At 51.7% G+C, this 15,744-nt stretch carries 19 protein-coding genes; 7 read left to right on the top strand and 12 right to left on the bottom strand.

What is annotated here, in order from left to right; all coding sequences use genetic code 11:
• The first annotated feature begins 29 nt into the window (after window positions 1-29).
• Entirely contained in the window at window positions 30-593 is a 564-nt protein-coding gene (locus FPL14_RS25980; RefSeq protein WP_182300444.1) for a double zinc ribbon domain-containing protein, read from the top strand.
• An 80-nt stretch (window positions 594-673) separates the two neighbouring features.
• Here the strand turns inward: FPL14_RS25980 and FPL14_RS25985 are convergent, their stop codons facing one another.
• From FPL14_RS25985 to FPL14_RS26005, 5 genes are all read right to left on the bottom strand, one after another.
• Window positions 674-1,507, bottom strand: a complete 834-nt coding sequence (locus FPL14_RS25985; RefSeq protein WP_182300445.1) for a carbohydrate ABC transporter permease — start codon at window positions 1,505-1,507, stop codon at window positions 674-676.
• Between the two features lies 1 nt (window position 1,508).
• A complete protein-coding gene (locus FPL14_RS25990) occupies window positions 1,509-2,384 on the bottom strand; it encodes a carbohydrate ABC transporter permease (RefSeq protein ID WP_182300446.1) in 876 nt (291 codons plus the stop codon).
• Window positions 2,385-2,482: 98 nt separating this feature from the next.
• Window positions 2,483-3,814, bottom strand: coding sequence for an ABC transporter substrate-binding protein (locus FPL14_RS25995; protein WP_182300447.1), 1,332 nt, complete (start codon window positions 3,812-3,814; stop codon window positions 2,483-2,485).
• Window positions 3,815-3,941: 127 nt separating this feature from the next.
• Window positions 3,942-5,555, bottom strand: a complete 1,614-nt coding sequence (locus tag FPL14_RS26000) for a response regulator transcription factor (RefSeq protein WP_182300448.1) — start codon at window positions 5,553-5,555, stop codon at window positions 3,942-3,944.
• Entirely contained in the window at window positions 5,548-7,347 is a 1,800-nt protein-coding gene (locus FPL14_RS26005) for a cache domain-containing sensor histidine kinase (protein ID WP_182300449.1), read from the bottom strand. The genes FPL14_RS26000 and FPL14_RS26005 overlap by 8 nt, the downstream gene beginning before the upstream one ends.
• A gap of 341 nt (window positions 7,348-7,688) precedes the next feature.
• Between FPL14_RS26005 and FPL14_RS26010 the strand changes: the two genes are divergently transcribed.
• Window positions 7,689-9,371 (top strand): PucR family transcriptional regulator, encoded by a 1,683-nt coding sequence (locus FPL14_RS26010; RefSeq protein ID WP_182300450.1) that lies wholly within the window; start codon window positions 7,689-7,691, stop codon window positions 9,369-9,371.
• Between the two features lie 59 nt (window positions 9,372-9,430).
• On the opposite strand, the gene FPL14_RS30160 is transcribed toward FPL14_RS26010, so the two are convergent.
• The 6 genes from FPL14_RS30160 to FPL14_RS26035 form a co-directional block, all read right to left on the bottom strand.
• On the bottom strand, window positions 9,431-9,562 hold the full coding sequence (locus FPL14_RS30160; RefSeq protein WP_229263682.1) for an MYXO-CTERM sorting domain-containing protein: 132 nt from the start codon (window positions 9,560-9,562) through the stop codon (window positions 9,431-9,433).
• A gap of 119 nt (window positions 9,563-9,681) precedes the next feature.
• Window positions 9,682-10,065 (bottom strand): spore germination protein GerPE, encoded by a 384-nt coding sequence (locus FPL14_RS26015; protein WP_182300451.1) that lies wholly within the window; start codon window positions 10,063-10,065, stop codon window positions 9,682-9,684.
• Window positions 10,065-10,274: a spore gernimation protein GerPD gene (locus FPL14_RS26020; RefSeq protein ID WP_182300452.1), complete on the bottom strand. Its 210-nt coding sequence runs from the start codon at window positions 10,272-10,274 to the stop codon at window positions 10,065-10,067. The genes FPL14_RS26015 and FPL14_RS26020 overlap by 1 nt, the downstream gene beginning before the upstream one ends.
• Window positions 10,271-10,972, bottom strand: coding sequence for a spore germination protein GerPC (gene gerPC / locus FPL14_RS26025; protein ID WP_182300453.1), 702 nt, complete (start codon window positions 10,970-10,972; stop codon window positions 10,271-10,273). Before gerPC ends, FPL14_RS26020 begins: the two co-directional genes overlap by 4 nt.
• Before the next feature lie 14 nt (window positions 10,973-10,986).
• The gene (locus FPL14_RS26030; RefSeq protein WP_182300454.1) at window positions 10,987-11,202 is read right to left on the bottom strand and encodes a spore germination protein GerPB; all 216 of its coding nucleotides are present in this window, start codon (window positions 11,200-11,202) and stop codon (window positions 10,987-10,989) included.
• Window positions 11,202-11,441 (bottom strand): spore germination protein, encoded by a 240-nt coding sequence (locus FPL14_RS26035; protein WP_182300455.1) that lies wholly within the window; start codon window positions 11,439-11,441, stop codon window positions 11,202-11,204. The genes FPL14_RS26030 and FPL14_RS26035 overlap by 1 nt, the downstream gene beginning before the upstream one ends.
• Window positions 11,442-11,641: 200 nt before the next feature.
• Here FPL14_RS26035 and FPL14_RS26040 point away from each other — a divergent pair, with 200 nt between their 5' ends.
• The 3 genes from FPL14_RS26040 to FPL14_RS26050 all read left to right on the top strand — a co-directional run bounded on the left by FPL14_RS26040 (window position 11,642) and on the right by FPL14_RS26050 (window position 14,470).
• Window positions 11,642-12,103: a hypothetical protein gene (locus FPL14_RS26040; RefSeq protein WP_182300456.1), complete on the top strand. Its 462-nt coding sequence runs from the start codon at window positions 11,642-11,644 to the stop codon at window positions 12,101-12,103.
• Between the two features lie 63 nt (window positions 12,104-12,166).
• Window positions 12,167-12,364 carry a hypothetical protein gene (locus FPL14_RS26045; RefSeq protein ID WP_182300457.1) on the top strand — a complete coding sequence of 66 codons (198 nt, stop codon included), beginning with the start codon at window positions 12,167-12,169 and terminating at the stop codon, window positions 12,362-12,364.
• A gap of 165 nt (window positions 12,365-12,529) precedes the next feature.
• Window positions 12,530-14,470 carry a glycoside hydrolase family 3 protein gene (locus tag FPL14_RS26050; protein ID WP_182300458.1) on the top strand — a complete coding sequence of 647 codons (1,941 nt, stop codon included), beginning with the start codon at window positions 12,530-12,532 and terminating at the stop codon, window positions 14,468-14,470.
• 61 nt (window positions 14,471-14,531) lie between these two features.
• On the opposite strand, the gene FPL14_RS26055 is transcribed toward FPL14_RS26050, so the two are convergent.
• A complete protein-coding gene (locus tag FPL14_RS26055; protein ID WP_182300459.1) occupies window positions 14,532-14,771 on the bottom strand; it encodes a hypothetical protein in 240 nt (79 codons plus the stop codon).
• Between the two features lie 161 nt (window positions 14,772-14,932).
• Between FPL14_RS26055 and FPL14_RS26060 the strand changes: the two genes are divergently transcribed.
• Both FPL14_RS26060 and yidD read left to right on the top strand, forming a co-directional pair.
• Window positions 14,933-15,379, top strand: coding sequence for a Fur family transcriptional regulator (locus FPL14_RS26060; RefSeq protein ID WP_182300460.1), 447 nt, complete (start codon window positions 14,933-14,935; stop codon window positions 15,377-15,379).
• Window positions 15,379-15,615 carry a membrane protein insertion efficiency factor YidD gene (gene yidD, locus FPL14_RS26065; protein ID WP_182300461.1) on the top strand — a complete coding sequence of 79 codons (237 nt, stop codon included), beginning with the start codon at window positions 15,379-15,381 and terminating at the stop codon, window positions 15,613-15,615. The genes FPL14_RS26060 and yidD overlap by 1 nt, the downstream gene beginning before the upstream one ends.
• Window positions 15,616-15,744 lie beyond the last annotated feature (129 nt).

Raw genomic sequence — 15,744 nt, forward strand, 5'->3', positions numbered from 1 at the left:
ATAATAGGCATAGAGAGGAGTGAGTGAGGATGAGTTTCTTTAAGAAGATTACGGACACGGTTAGCAAAGGAGTAACAACGGCAACCGAGAAAGCGCAACAAACCGTCGAGATCACGAGATTAAACTCGCAAATATCCGGCAAACGCAAGGAAATCGAAAAATTGTTCGCTCTCATCGGCGAATCCGTATACGATGGATATCAAGCCCACGACTTGTCTTTGGCGCAATCGAAGGTGGTTACGAGATGCGAGGAAATCACCGCTATTCGATTAGAGATCGACGCCTTGAACGATCGGATCAAATCGATTCGCAACGAGAAGGATTGCGTGTGCGGCAAACGGTTGCCGGAAGATACCCGGTTCTGTCCATCCTGCGGCAATCGGTTCCCGGATCCGATACCGGTCGAGTTGGAGAAAACTCCGGTACAGGTAGACCCCGTCGTTCCCGAAGATTCGAACGACGTCTCCGAGACGGCGCAGGAAGATGAGCCTGTCAAGGCTCATGTCGACCAGCGCCAGATTTGCAATAGCTGCGGTACGCCTTTATACGCGGATAGTCATTATTGTCCGGCTTGCGGGCAACCGACCCGATGAGCGAATAAATCGACAGCCCCGATCGTCCCGTTCGAAGCAACGGACAACCGGGGCTGTTTTTATTATCGTATGGACAACGATTATTCCTTGACCGCTCCGGCGGTAATTCCCGAGAAAACGTATCGTTGAAGGAATAAATAGAGCAGCAACGTCGGGATCAGTACGATTAGAATGGCCGCGGATAGCTGCTCGAAACTGGAAGCCCGTTGCCCGACGAACGACATCAGCGACGTCGATAACGTATGCAGTTCTTTGGAAGGCATGTACAAATAGGGAATGTACATGTCGTTCATGATATCGACCGCTTTGATGATGCCGAGAGTCGCGGATGCCGGCAGCAATAAAGGGAAGAGAATTCGAGTAAAGATACTGACATAGGACGCCCCGTCGATCATCGCGCTCTCGTCCAGCTGCGACGAGATTTTCTCGATGAATTGCAAGAAAATGAAGATTTGCAACAAGTCGGTTCCGGCGTAGATGAGCAGCGGCGCGCCTAACGAATCATATAATCCGAAGCTTTTGATAATCTGAAACCGAGCTACTTCCGTCGTGTAGAACGGAACGACCATGGCAACGATGAACATGCCCATGATGACCTTCTTGAAGCGGAAATCGAAGCGGTTCAGAACGTAGGCCGTCATCGCCCCGAGAATCGTGTTCAGGAACACGCTGACCAAGACCAGAATACCCGTATTTTTGAATCCGATCAGCATATTCCCTTTTTCGAAAGCCGTCTTCAGATTGTCGAAGCTCCAGGTTTTGGGTAAGGCGAGCGGAGACGAGCTCATGAGATCCCCCGGCGACTTGAAGGCTGTCAAAACGTTGATCAGGATCGGAAAAAGCACGATGACGGAGATGAACGCGAACAAGAGATACATTAACGGGAGGGAACGGGTTTGTGCGTTAAGTTTCATGTTAATCCCCTTTCCCTTTGAACAATTTGCTTTGGAAGTAACTGAACAAAATGATCATCAGCATAAGGATAATCGCCAACGACGAGGCAAGACCGTAATTATTGTACTTAAATGCCGTTTGAATGGTATATACCGTAAAGGTCGTACTTGCAAGCCCCGGTCCTCCTTGAGTCATAAGGAACGGAATATCGAACACTTGCAGGGCGCCCCGGACGTTCAAGAACAGGACGATTTCCATCACTCGGGAGATGCCCGGGAGGGTGATATGCACGAACTTTTTCACGGGGCCGGCACCGTCGATCGTCGCGGCTTCGTACAGATCGTTCGGGATCGATTGCAGCCCGGCGAGAAACAAGATGACGTGCAATCCGCTGAATCTCCACAAGGAGACGACGATCAGCGAGTAGTTGACGACGCCTTTGTCGCTTAACCAGTTTTGAATCCAGCTTTCCAATCCGATTGCTTCAAGTAAAGCGTTAATCGGGCCGTTGATCGGGTTGTAGAGGAAGCTGAACAAGTAGGCGACGGCTACGCCGTTTAAGATATAAGGCATAAAAACGATGGATCTGAAAAAGTTGCTTGCCCGCATCTTGTTATTCAGGAATACGGCCACCATGACTTCCAGCGGGATGAAAACCGCGTGAATGCCGAAATAAAGGAAGTTGTTAGTGAGCGCTTTCCATACGTCCGGATTTTTGAAGGCGTCAATGTAATTGTCAATGCCAACGTAGTTAAAGCTCTTGCTGATTCCGTTCCAATCCGTCAAGCTGAATTGCAGCAAACGAAGCGATGGATAGAGCAGGAAGAGGAGAAGCAGGGTAACCGGCACGAACAGAAACGAGACGACGACCAGCTTCTTTTGCAACGAATAACTCATTCCACATCCCCTTAATCATTTGGAGAAAGCCTCGGAAGAGGCTTTCTCCAGTCGTAATGGTTTCTATTTTGTCTATGGAGGCTAGCGGTCGAGCTTCATTACTTGGAGGCTTTGGCTTTCGCCCATTTATCGTTCAGGTCAGGCAGGATGTCGTCTACTTTCTTCCCGGCCATCATATCCTGGCCGATCGCCTTCACGTCCAATTGAATGGCGTTCGTAATTCTTGTGTATTCCGCATCTCCAGGAATATAGCTGAACGATTCGTTCTTGTTGCTCGCGAAGAACGCGTTCAGGAAAGGAACGTTGGACTCCACGCCTTCGAACGTAGATACGAGCTTCTGAGCGTCGATGTAAGTTTGATAGACGTCAGGCGAGAAGAACCAGGTTAGGAACGCTTTGGCTTCGTCTTGATGATCCGAGCCGTTCGTAATGCCGTAGAAGTGGTCGGTAAACATCATGAGCTTAAGCGGTTCGTTTTCCGATTCGCGATAAGGCATCGGGAAAGCGGCGAGGTCGTCGATATTGCCGACCTTGGATTCGTAAGTAGGAGCGAACCACGATCCGGCGGCAACGACGGCAGCTTGCTTGGAAGAGAACAGATCGGTTGCTTGATCCCAACTAATGCCCAGCGGATCGGGCCCCATGACGTTGCTGGAGTACAGTTGTTCGATTTGCTTATACGCTTTGTGGAACGGTTTGCCTTCGGAGAAAGGCTGATCGTCCTTCGCCATGTCGCTAAGATAGCTTTCGGAACCGGATACGATCTGCGGAAGAAATTCGTTGAACGGATAATCCGGCCATGCATCCTTGCCGCCCATGGCGTAAGGGATGTATTTGCTGTTGTCTTTGATTTTAGTCAGAACGTCGACGAATTGCGGCCAAGTCGTCGGAACTTGCAGGTTCAACTCCTGGAAAATGCTCGGGTGGTAATAGACGAGCTCGGGAAACGCCATCATCGGAACCGCGTATACTTTGCCGTCTATCGCGAATTTATCCGCGTATTTATTTTTGGCCAGATACGCTTCTCCGTCCAGCGGGAGCAATTGTTCTTGAAAATCGTGCAGCCAGTTCGGCTTGAGTCCCATGATGTCGGGAAGTTCGTTGCCCGTCGCGCGAACCTTCATGGCTTGCAGATAGTCTCCGTCGGATTTGAAGGTTTCCAGCTCGACTTTTACGTTCGAAGCTACCGCAGTGTATTCTTTGACTTTTTCATCGAGATAAGTAAGGAAATCGTTGTTGACATCCCAAATCGCCATTTTTAACGTTACTTTTTCTTTATTGGCGGACGAGGATGCGGACTGCGATGCCGCGGGCGATGGAGAAGACGAGGACGATGCCCCTTGTTCGTTGCTGCCGCCGCATGCCGTAATGACGGTGAACGACGCGAGCATGGCCGTCAGCAACAGGGTGACTTTTGACTTTCTTTTCATTTTGTAAACCCTCCCAGTGGTTGGTTGTAATCGCTTTCGAAACTGATTGTATCGGGAATGAGGGCGCTTTCATATGAACATCCTTGTTCTTTTTTTCTCTCTTTTTATCCTCGGCGCGGGAGAGAGATTACTTGGATAATTTCTCTTCCCGATATTCAAGCGGCGTTTTTCCGGTTACTTTTTTGAAAATTTTGCTGAAATGGCCTTGGTTCGGATAACCGACTTTCTCGGCGATTTCGTAGATTTTCATTCCGCTGCTCATGAACAGGATAGCCTGTTCTACTCTTGTGCGCGTTACGTATTCGACGAACGTTTCCCCGGTTTCCTTGGCGAAAATTTTGCTTAAATAACTTTCGCTGATTCCGACGGCTTCGCTAGCGCTCAACAAAGAAATCGGTTCCTGATAGTGCCGGTCGATCCACTTTTTCACCTTATCGACTAACGGCGGAGAGTTTTCCAGGATCCTTTTTTTGGGATCGACGTTATCGAAGACGGATTGAATGAGCGAGCGGAACGAGATATTCAACTGACTCGCCTGCTCGTAATGCGCTAATCGCTCGACGGGAGATTCTTGTTCGCCGATGCTGACCCAGTTAAGTCCTTTGGAATAGAGCAACGAACTGATTTCCCAGAGCAGCGCCTGGTATACGTGCAACGTTTGCTCGACGGGAACTCCGCATGCGTTGGCGAGAACGGCCATGCCCTCATCCAGCAGCTTCCGCCACTCCGGATTGCCGGTTTCTAAATGACGCAACAGCTGGGGGGCGTTCCAGACGGGATTCGGAAGGGTACTCGGATACACGGTAATATCCTCTTCGAAATAAGCTCGCCCGGAACCGAGATAGAATCTGGCTTCCGCCCATTGCTTGGCTAGCTTATGCTGTTCTCCCCAAGACGAATAATGTCCGCAAATTCGCGATATGCCTAGGGTCGTCTCCAGATTCATATAGTCGCGTATATGGTGAATGATCTTGTTTGCCATCTCGGAAACGATCTCTCGGGCTTGAAGTTCTCCGATCTGTCCCGGAATGCGGAATAATAGCGCATATTCCCGTTTGCCGATTTGGGAGATGACGGAATCCACGCGATAGACGTCCGCGACTTGGCGAATAGAATGGGCGATCAGGCGGCTGCGGTGCTTGTCCAAATCCTTGTCCCCTTGATGGGATTGCCGGTCGATTAGCAAGCAACTTACGATATGCCGGGAACCTGCCGAGGATAATAGCCATTCGGAACCTGCGTCTTCTTCCTCCGTCAGGGTTTGTTCCGACAAAATCAGCGAACGAAACGTTTCTTCCCTGATCTGCTCTACGCGCGCAAGGCTTTCTAGCTGTTTCTGCTCTTGGAGGTCGTTCGCTTCGCCTATTTTGCGAACCGTCTTCTGAATGACTTCCCCGACATGCTCCGCGTTCAGATCCTCTTTGATGATGTAGTCGTGCGCGCCGTATACGAAGGCTTGGCGGACGTAATCGTACTGGGAATAAGCGCTTAGAACGATAACGGCCGTTTTCCTGCCTTCTTCCGTCTCTCTTAGCTGCTTCAGAAACTCGATGCCGGAAAGGATGGGCATCTGAATGTCGGCGATGACCAAGTCGATGCGATGCGGAGCGATCATTCTTAACGCGTCCTTACCGTTCGAAGCTTCTCCGGCGATCTCGCATCCGTATTCGTCCCAACGTATGAGTTCCCTTAACGCGAGCCTATAGATCGGCTCGTCGTCCACGATTAATACTCTAAGCATCTTTGTCATCTCCTCGAAGATTAGGCCATACGACCGTGACGGTCGTTCCCTGATTCGGCTCGCTCTCTATGGTGATGCCGTATAGAGGGCCGTAGTTCAATCTCAACCGGTCATGGACGTTCTTCAAACCGATGCCGTTAAAGCTTTCTTGAACGTTCGTTTCCGTAGAATCCAGCAACTTACGCAATACCTCGGGGCTCATTCCTCTCCCGTTGTCGCGAATAACGATTTGGCAATCGTGTCGACGGGTTTCGCCGGACACGAGGATTAACCCTCTCGTCTCCCTCTCGTGAAGACCGTGGATAATGGCATTCTCGACGATCGGCTGCAACAACAGCTTCAAAATTCGGTTCGAGCTCGTCTCGGGATCGATCTCATAGCGGATGTCGAACTGGTCTCCGTACCTGATCTTCATGATCTGCACGTAATAGTCGAGCAGCTTGATTTCTTCCTCGACGGTCGTATACATGCCGCCGCGATTGAAGGCGGAAGAGAGAAGCTTGGTCAACGCTTCGGTCATTTTCTGGATATTGACCGCATTCGAGATGCTGGCCATCAGCTTAATCGTATTTAAGGTGTTCAACAGGAAATGCGGGTTGATCTGCGATTGAAGGGAGGCGATCTCCGCTAGCCTTTTCTGGGTTTCCTTGTCCTCGATTTCTTGGATCGACGATTTCAGTCGGGACACCATCTCATTGAATGTCACTCCGAGCACGTAGGTTTCGATAGGGCCGGATTCCTTGATCTTAGCCTTGAGGTTGCCAGCTTTAACGGCAGCCATCTGATTCACGAGCGAACCGATCGGTTTAACGATGCTGCGTACGAGCAGATAGGAGACGAGCAGGAATACGATCAGGCCGGCGGCGGACAGCGCCAATATCCGCTTATACATCGTGTTGATTTGCTCTACCATGTTGCTATACGAATAGACTTGAATGTACTTGAACCCTTGCTCGGAGGAGCGATAGACGATGAACGATTGTCTGCCGTCGATATTCTCTACGTAATTGCCGCTTGTTCCCGCGATCGCTTGCCGGAAGTGGGGGTTCGAGCTTAGGCCGTCTTTCATCGCGGCTTCGTTAGTCGAAGCGACGACAGAGCCGGATGCATTCAGGACGAAGCCGTCTCCGGCATCGGAAACTTCGGTTTTGAGGAGTTCCGTGATTTCGGCCGCGTTAAAAACGAAATAAATCATTTCCACTTTGAAGAAAGTCATACTGTAGTTCGGGGCAACCGCGACGCTTATGTAGTTATCGTTATCGTTGAACATGCCCGAATTCGTCTCGGCTCCCATGATATGCACTTTATTTTTGTCATGAAGAATCTCTTGATACCAAGGTTGAGCGCGCATTCCTGCTTCGTCAATGGATAAGTTTTGTTTGTAGCTCGCAGCCCCGTTGTCGTTAAAAGTGAACACTACGGATAGAACGTCGGGAGTGTAGTGGAAGTAACTATGCAAATTGGATTCGAGCTTTCTGCTTAATTCGAGCTGATCTTGCCTCGATTCCGAAAAATGGGCGGAGGAAGCGGCGATAATCATTCCGCGATCGTTGGCGATCGTCGCGATCGTGTTTTTCATCAGCCGCAGCTTGGCGTCTACCGTATACGAGATTTGTTCCAGCGTCTGCATGGCTCGCGACGTCGCGTTATCCAGCAGAATCGTATTGAAGGATCTAACGGAATAAGCGGCGATCAAGCTTATGGGGAGAGAAATCATAATGACGAAAGAAACGATTAGAATAGTCGAAATATTCCATCTCTTCCGATGAGTGGGCGAAGACGTTGGCAGCAACGGGATCTCCTCTTTCCGCTTGGCGAAATGTATTAATTGTTTACAATAGCACTCTCCTAACGGTTTCGACAAGTAATGAGGAGACTTCCCGAAAGTTGTCTCGGCGGGGATGAAACTCGTTTAGAAGCTATTGAAACATGTCATCGGAAGTAATGTATTTCAAGCGGAACCGATTCGAAATAGTAAAAAACAATACAATTTACTCCATATTACTAGTGGAATACTATAAAGACTTTCAACTAATTATGTAATATTATATTACATAAGAGTGCTAATAAATGAAATGCAATCATTTGCGTCATATAAATTGACTGTTGGGCATAGAAGAAGGAGGCTGTCTTATGGCCATGATTCCGCGTAAAGAAATGCTCCCAGGAAGCTATTCGGAATACTCCGTACTTACGGTAGAGGAATTGCTCGCCTTTCCTTTGTTGAAGGATGCGCGGTTGCTCGCGGGCATTCAAGGCATACGCAGAGCCATCACCCGGGTAAACGTTGTAGAGATTCCTGACATGATCTCCATGGTGAATCCGGGAGAGCTTCTTATTCTGTCCGGTTATTCTTTCCAGGAAGAGCCGGATCGGCTGAAACAGCTCGTGCCGGATTCCGTCATAAGGGGCGTCGCCGCCCTTGGAATCCATAAGAAACATTCCAATGACCGAGTCCCGCCCGAGATTATCGCGGATGCCGAGAAGGCCGGGCTGCCTCTGATCGAAATACAGGGAGAAACCTCATTATCGGCGATGGTTAAGATGGTTATGGAACGAGTGTTGGCGCAGGAAACCTCGCAACTCGCCGACTTGCAGATTCGCATACAAAACATGACGAGATTGCTTCTGGAAGGGAACGGGCTTTACGCGTTCTTGGATGCGATGGAGGATATGCTGGACAATCCGGTAGCGGTCGTGAGGGAGAACGAAAAGCCTTGGTTGTCCAAAAGTTTGAGAAGCACGGAATCGACGGAAGTATGGCCGCTTCTTCAGTCGCTCACATTTCGGCAGGTCGGCAGGGGCGCGAGCAACGGGTTTATGCATCTGCAGAACGCTTACCGGACGTACGTCCACCAGATTCCGACAAGAAAGATGAAGCAAGCTTGTTTGGTGTTAGTGGAGCGTAATCGGGACATACAGCCGATCGACGCGCTCAGCGTGGATCGGCTCTCCTCGCTAGTGGGACTTGAACTCGCTAACGTGGAAGCGGTTCGCGAGGTGGAGGGAAAGTATCTTGACCAATTTCTGCAGGATTGGCTTTCCGGCAAAATCGTCTCTCAGGCGGACTGGAAGCTAAGAGCAGACGTATGCGGCTGCCCGATACCGGAAGGCACGCCGATGTGCGCGATTCTGGTCGGCTGGAGGACTCCGGAACCTCCCGAGAAGCTTAGAGAGGTGGCGAGAAGGCTTCGATCCGAGCGGTTGCGTTCCGTGGACGGCTTGCTGGCCGCTCCGATCGGCGACGACCTGGCTTTGGTGCTGCCGATCGTGCCGAACGTGCCCGCGGGCGCGGAAAGGGATGAAATAAGCTCGCAACTGATCCGACGGCTGCTGATGGAGCTTCGAATTTTGCTCGGCGATCGCGAGCTGATGTTATTCGCCGGAAGGGTCACCGAGAGATCGGATGGACTTCAAGGCAGCTGGGCTCAAGCTAAGCGGGCTCGCCAAGTCGCCGAGGTGTGCAGGCTGACCGGGGAAGTCGTGGCATACGACGGGCTGGGCGTCTACTCTTTGCTCTATCTCATCCCTTCGGGAGAGGAAAGGGAGCAGTTTATTAGCCGCTTCGCCTTGCCTTTGCAGCAGGCGGACCGCAAGGGCGGCGGCAGGCTTATGGAAACCTTAGAGATGTTCTTCCAATGCAACGGTAACATTAAGCTGACATCGGAGAAGCTGTACGCGCATTATAATACGATCGTTTACCGTCTGGAGAAAGTCCAGTCGATTCTGGGCGTCTCCTTGGACGATCCCGAAGACCGCCTGCAGCTGCATCTTGCGCTGAAGCTCGGGCAGATTACTCCGGCGACTTCCGGATAGATGGACGTAAAAACACCTTGCCGTCGGGCAAGGTGTTTTTATGTGGAATGATTAGTCGATCAATAACCAGCCCTTAGGATGATGACCAAGAGGATAAAGAGAACTAACGCGAAAGCGGCAGCGCTCATGCCCCCTCCGTAAGAAGGACCGCACCCACAACCAGTAGCTGCGCCTGCAACCGGATAACCCATTGTTGAAAACCTCCCGTGTTCTCGTGTTGTGTGTGATGGCGAATCACAATGTCAGCATATGGCGGGGGGCGACCGGAATCCTGTACGTTTGTACCGGGAGGGCGGATATTCCCTGTTTTTCAGCGAATGCCCCGATCATTGAAATGGCGAATGTGTTTAATTCGGGCAACGGCTTGCAAAGGACCGGTATTGCCTACGCGCAATATAGAAGAGGCCGATACGCCGAGCGTTCTGACCGAGCCGACTTCAAGGCATGGAAGAGGAGATCGGCTTTGAAATCGAACATTCGCGCAGGGCAGCAACGTGAGCTTGGGAAGCGAGAAAATTCGGTACGAGGCAAAGCGGTATTCGTCCTCTACGTTGTTAGGCACGGCGCGCTGAATGGCCAAAGCTTTGGATGTGAGATCATTCTTCCGGCCGTCTCCCAATTGCACCGTGCTTGAAGAGCTGACCGTATTGACGAAGAGGCAAGCTAAAGTCGTGCATCTGTACTGGATACTCATTAAAGCTCCTCTTCCGGCGGGGCAGGGAGAGGGGCTAAAGGCCCGACGATGACGGATTCCGGAGGCGTATCGAAGTAGGAATACAACGTTAGCGATTCGGTATCGCCTAGCAGAAGGGCGGAAGAACTGGATACGCCGACCAGGCGAATCGAACCTACGCAGACGGGACCGTTGGTGACGTTAAGGTTATAAGGCGGCGGGGCTGTCATGATGACGCCGATTCTCCTTTCTGCGGTTCCGTTTTGATCTGTTTGCTCAAGTACGCCGAGAACGCGGCTTGAATATCCCGGCGGGTTTTTTCCTTGACCGATTCGTTCCAGCGCTTCCGTTCGTCATCCGTTCCTTTGTCCGGATAGGCTATCGTAGTCGCATAGAATCGTACGCGATCGTTCAGCTGCTTCTTCACGTCTTCGACTATTTTTCTCCGATGATCATCCTCCAGCCTAATTCCGAATTGCTTTTCCAGATCTTGGAGAACCCACGAAGCGTCGTTATTCATATAGTCGGACATTTCGTTTTGCAGGGCGCCAATCGGCAATTGATCGCCTTCGGATTTCTCCTGCTTTACGTTCCAGCAAGAGGGATCGGGGGCTTCGAATGATTCAATCCCTTGGATGCCTTGAGGGGATAAGCCGACGTTCAGCGTACCCTCCAGGCGATTCACTTTTAACTGGTCGAAGTGATATTCGATGTGCAGCGGGGGCTTGTTTTTCAGATCGTCTAATTGCTTTTGCATACTCGCCAACTGGTCGACCACCTGCTGAAGTTTCAACTCGGATTGGTGGAGTCGTTGAAGGAGCTCCGTCCAATTCGAACCGACGGGTGCTTGGAGCGGCTGCGGATATCCGTTTTGGGGATATACGACGTTCCAATGGCGAGGCTGCTGCATCGGCATCTGCATCTGCATCGGAATCCCCTCTTTCATGTTGGATTGGGGAGCGGCACTAAGGATAAGGCGCTGCTCGCCTCGCCCAGCTCATCCAGCTCCGGAGCCGGTCCCGTGAAGCCTCCGGTATTATATAGCTGGGATAATGCCTGGATGCTGCCGGCGCTTCCGATCTGCAGCACGGAGGAGTTGGTCACGCCGTCTATTCTAAGCTGGCCTATCGTTATCGTTTGATGTATGTTCCAATTCATCAGATAACCCCCGAGTTTCCTCCTATCGTATTGTCGGAGGAGTCCTGAACGTCAGGATCGTTGGTATTCGTTGCGTTTACGGCGTTGTTGCTTCGCGATAGATCCCCCGTGAGGAAGGAACCGGAGCCTGCATAGGTTTTGGATGTGCTAGTCGGGGAAATTTGGAGCGTATCCCCGAACTGTACGACGCTGCCGCTGCCGACGCTAAGAATTTTGACGTTGCCAACAATGCAAGGCATGGGCATAACGACTCCTTCGTTCTAGGCTCATAGAACAGTGTATGAAGGCAGACGCCCAGAGGTTCGTCGGTACGATCTAGCAATCGTTATGCGCACAGGAGGAATGGCTCATACATATGTTAAAAAATAAAATCTGGGCGGTGGTGTCGATAGGTGCTTCCTCGTTCGCCTCGCCGTTTGGCCGTTGGAGGGATTGAATCGTGAGTTCTTTTTTCGATAGTGGACCGCTTCCGGACTGGAAGGACATTCAGCGCTGGCTGGGCAAGGACATCCCTTGGAAGCTGGCGGCCGATTGGGACCGAGGAGGACATTCCGATTGGTTGAATCAATATGTCAAAGACATTTTGCAAAACTCGAAGAACGCGGCGCGTACCCAAAGCAAGAGCACATTCCCGATGGAGACGAAGCAAAACGCCAAAACCGTCAGCGTAACCATCCGGTTGACTCCCGAAGTCGATCTTAAGCAACTGCAGCTCTTCGCGACCCCCGACCGGCTTAGGATAGTCGGGCTTCCGGGCGATAAGAAACGGGTAGCGCGTTTCCCTTGCCTAGTGTACGCACGTTCGGGTAAGGCCGTCTTGGACAAAGATCGGGCGTTAGTCATTCGATTTAAGAGAAGGCCCCCGGAAAAGTCGGAATACGAATTGTTTATCCAATCGTAAATCGGTATAATGCTAGTGGAAGGAAAGAGACGGCTTGTTTTATTGTAAACGGGGGTATTGAGAATGGGTGAGGTCGACGTAACGGAGGTATCTCCCGAGTTGTTCATTACGGGAATTATCTTCATCATGCTGATCGGTTCTTTTTTGAGCTTAGGCGTACTGCGCTTCTTTCAGTTAAGGAAAAAACAAGGCGGCATGTTCATGGGGCTGTCCGCGCTTTCGTTCGTGTTGCTGATTGTCGTCACGAATGTGTGGTTCTAACGAATACTTGCCGCTAGAAAACAAGGGCTATCCGCCACGGTCGACTTGGACCGGGGGATAGCTCTTTTTTGTTTATCGATCTTGCTTGTATGCCAAGATTATGTATGTTACAACGAGAGTAGATTGAAAACGTTTTACATTCCCATATCAAGGGGGAGGACCGCTTTGTCGACGAGGAGCAAGAGGTTCCGCGTTACGGTTATCTCAATCGGTATTTTACTAGTCATTGCCGCTATTCTTCTATTATGGAGTAACGAATCCGGAGAGAATGCCGATAACGCGTCGGCAGGAGTGCCTACGGCGACGAATACGCCGTCGCCATCGGTTGTTTCGGAACAACCTGCAATCGATACCGCTTATCTTGATGCCTCTCTCCCGACGGAAGAGAGAGTGGAATCGCTGCTGCGGCAAATGACGTTGCCGGAGAAAATCGCGCAAATGGTGCAAGCGGAACGCAGAACGATCACTCCGGAGGAAATGGCGGATTACGGCGTCGGTTCCATCCTTAGCGCCGGCGGTTCGGCGCCTTCTCCTAACGAACCCGCCGCTTGGGCCGAGATGATCGACGCGTATCAGCGAGCGGCGCTTCAAACCCGGTTAAGCATTCCGATGCTGTACGCGATCGATGCCGTACATGGCAATAACAACGCGTACGGAGCGACCTTGTTCCCTCATAACATCGGATTGGGCGCGACTCGCGACGCCGATCTGGTCGGAAGGATCGGAGCGGCTACGGCTCTCGAGTTAAGAGCGACGGGAATTCCGTGGAATTTCGCGCCCTGCTTATGCGTGCCTCGGGATGAACGATGGGGTCGCACTTACGAAGGTTACGGAGAAACGCCGGAGCTCGTTGCCGAACTAGGAATGTCTTATGTCGAGGGTATGCAAGGGGAAATGGGAGAAGGCGATTGGTTAGGGGATCAAAGGGCGATCGCGACGTTAAAGCACTGGATAGGCGACGGCGCGACTCAAGGGGGAATCGACAGAGGCGACGCTGTGTTGACGGAAGCTCAATTGCAGAAGCTCATCGCGCCTTACGCCGCTGGAATCGAAGCGGGAGCGCGGTCCGTCATGGTTTCGTTCAGCAGCATAAACGGAGAGAAGATGCACGGCCATCGCGGCATGGTCAACGATGTGCTGAAGGAGAGGCTTGGTTTTACGGGGATCGTCGTTTCCGACTATAACGGGATCGAAGAGATGGAGCCAGATTTCGCCAAGGCGGTTAGAAGGGGAGTGCTTGCGGGAATCGACGTGTTCATGCAACCGGATAATTGGAAAGGGTTCGTGACGACTCTTCGGAAGCTGGTCGAGGACGGGGAAGTGCCCGAAGAGCGGATTAACGATGCGGTGCGGAGGATCTTAAGGGTGAAGTTCGAAGCCCGGCTGTTCGAAACCCCGATGAGCGACCGTTCGCTGGGCAAGATGCTCGGATCCCCGCAGCATCGAGCCTTGGCGCGGGAAGCCGTCGCCAAATCCCTCGTGCTCTTGAAGAACGACAATCGCTTGCTGCCGCTGGATAAGAAGCTGAAAAAAATCGCGGTCGTCGGTTCCATGGCAGACGATATCGGCGGGCAAAGCGGCGGATGGAGCATTCAATGGCAGGGTCAGCTTGGAGACATTACGCCGGGGACGACGATACTGGAAGCGATCGAACAGGCGGTTTCTCCGGCAACGGTTGTCGTTCACGATCCTAAGGGGACGAATATCGCCGGCGCGGATTCTATCGTCGCGGTATTAGGCGAGCCGCCATATGCCGAAGGAGCCGGGGATAATCAAGAGCTGCGGTTGAGCAAGGAAGACGCAGAACTCCTTGATCGGATAAGCAAAGCGGAAGCCCCGGTAACCGTCGTGCTGTTGTCCGGCCGCCCCCTTATCCTGACCGACGAAATGGACAAAATGGATGCGCTGGTTGCCGCATGGCTTCCGGGAACGGAAGGCGGTGGCGTAAGCGACGCTCTGTTCGGAGATGTTCCGTTCACGGGCAAGCTCCCGATCTCTTGGCCTCGTTGGATAGAACAAATCCCGATTCAAGCGAATGAGGATACGGCGACGTCAAACAAACCGCTATTCGACTATGGCTACGGTCTAACGACAACCGTACGGTAAGAACGGCCCCGATCGTAATGGGAATCCGCGATCGGGGCCGCTGATTAGGCAGAGCGAGGGGTTAGCGTTTCCGAATCAAGCCAGTAGTGCGAAGGCCGTGTCGGCTTCCTTCAAAATCGCCGCAATAAACGTCTTTGACCGATACCGTCGTTACGTGGTGGTAAACCGGAACGCAATGGTGGCGTCTAACGACTTCGACCTGGTGGATCACGTCGACCTTCTGAGGATGATAGTAATCCTCATATACGGTTTGAGGAGGATCGTAAATCGCTTTACCTTTGCATTTGGGGCAATCCGACATTCTGATCAAGCTCCTTCCTCGGGATATCGTACAGTATACGGGCAATTTATCCCGGCGAACTGTTCTAAAGCCTACAGGGCTCGCCCACATCGCCGAGCGTTTGACGGAAACTCTCATTTCCTGCATAGTAAAAAGATAAGGACAATACGGGAGGGTTTGTTTTGGCAACGACTGAGGATATCATGCAGCGAATGTCCCGGAAAGGTTTGCGCATTACGGAACAGCGCAAGACGATGGTTAAATTGTTCGACGGCGCTTCCGGGTATTTGACGCCCAAAGAAGTCTATGAGCATATGCAAAGAGTTTATCCGGGCTTAAGCTTCGATACGGTATATCGCAATCTGCGTCTGCTGCTGGACATGAGCGTCGTGGAACAAATCGTGTTCGAGGACGGCGTTAAGTTCAAGTTGAGTTGCGAAGAGGAGCACCATCACCATCATATGATTTGCCTGCAATGCGAGAAAACGTTGCCTATTCGCTTCTGTCCGATGTCGGAAACCGACGTTCCGGGTGATTTCGAGGTCGTTAAGCACAAATTCGAAGTTTTCGGCTATTGCGGCGAATGCAAAGAGGCTTCGACGAACGCGGCATCGGCGAAGGAAACGTAATGAAGATCGTTCGTCGCACGCTCCAGGCGCCGATCCGGTTTTACCGGACGTTCATTTCTCCTTTAACTCCGCCTTCCTGCCGTTTTCTGCCGACATGCTCGGCTTACGCGCTGGAAGCGATCGAAGTTCACGGGCCGGCGAAAGGCTCTTACTTGGCGGTGAAGAGAATAAGCAAATGCCACCCGTTTCACCGGGGAGGTTACGACCCCGTTCCTCCTCCGAAAACGAAGAAATGACGCGAAACTAAGCTCTTACTTGACAGAGGCGAAGAAAGTCGGTACTATTTTGGCGAATAGCCATATCAACCTTTCCTTGGAAGGGATAAGTACGAAGCTGCGCGCCTATCGCAGAGAGCCGGGAGAAGC

It is taken from the genome of Cohnella cholangitidis, assembly GCF_014107495.1.
In the GTDB taxonomy this organism is placed as follows: domain Bacteria; phylum Bacillota; class Bacilli; order Paenibacillales; family Paenibacillaceae; genus Cohnella; species Cohnella cholangitidis.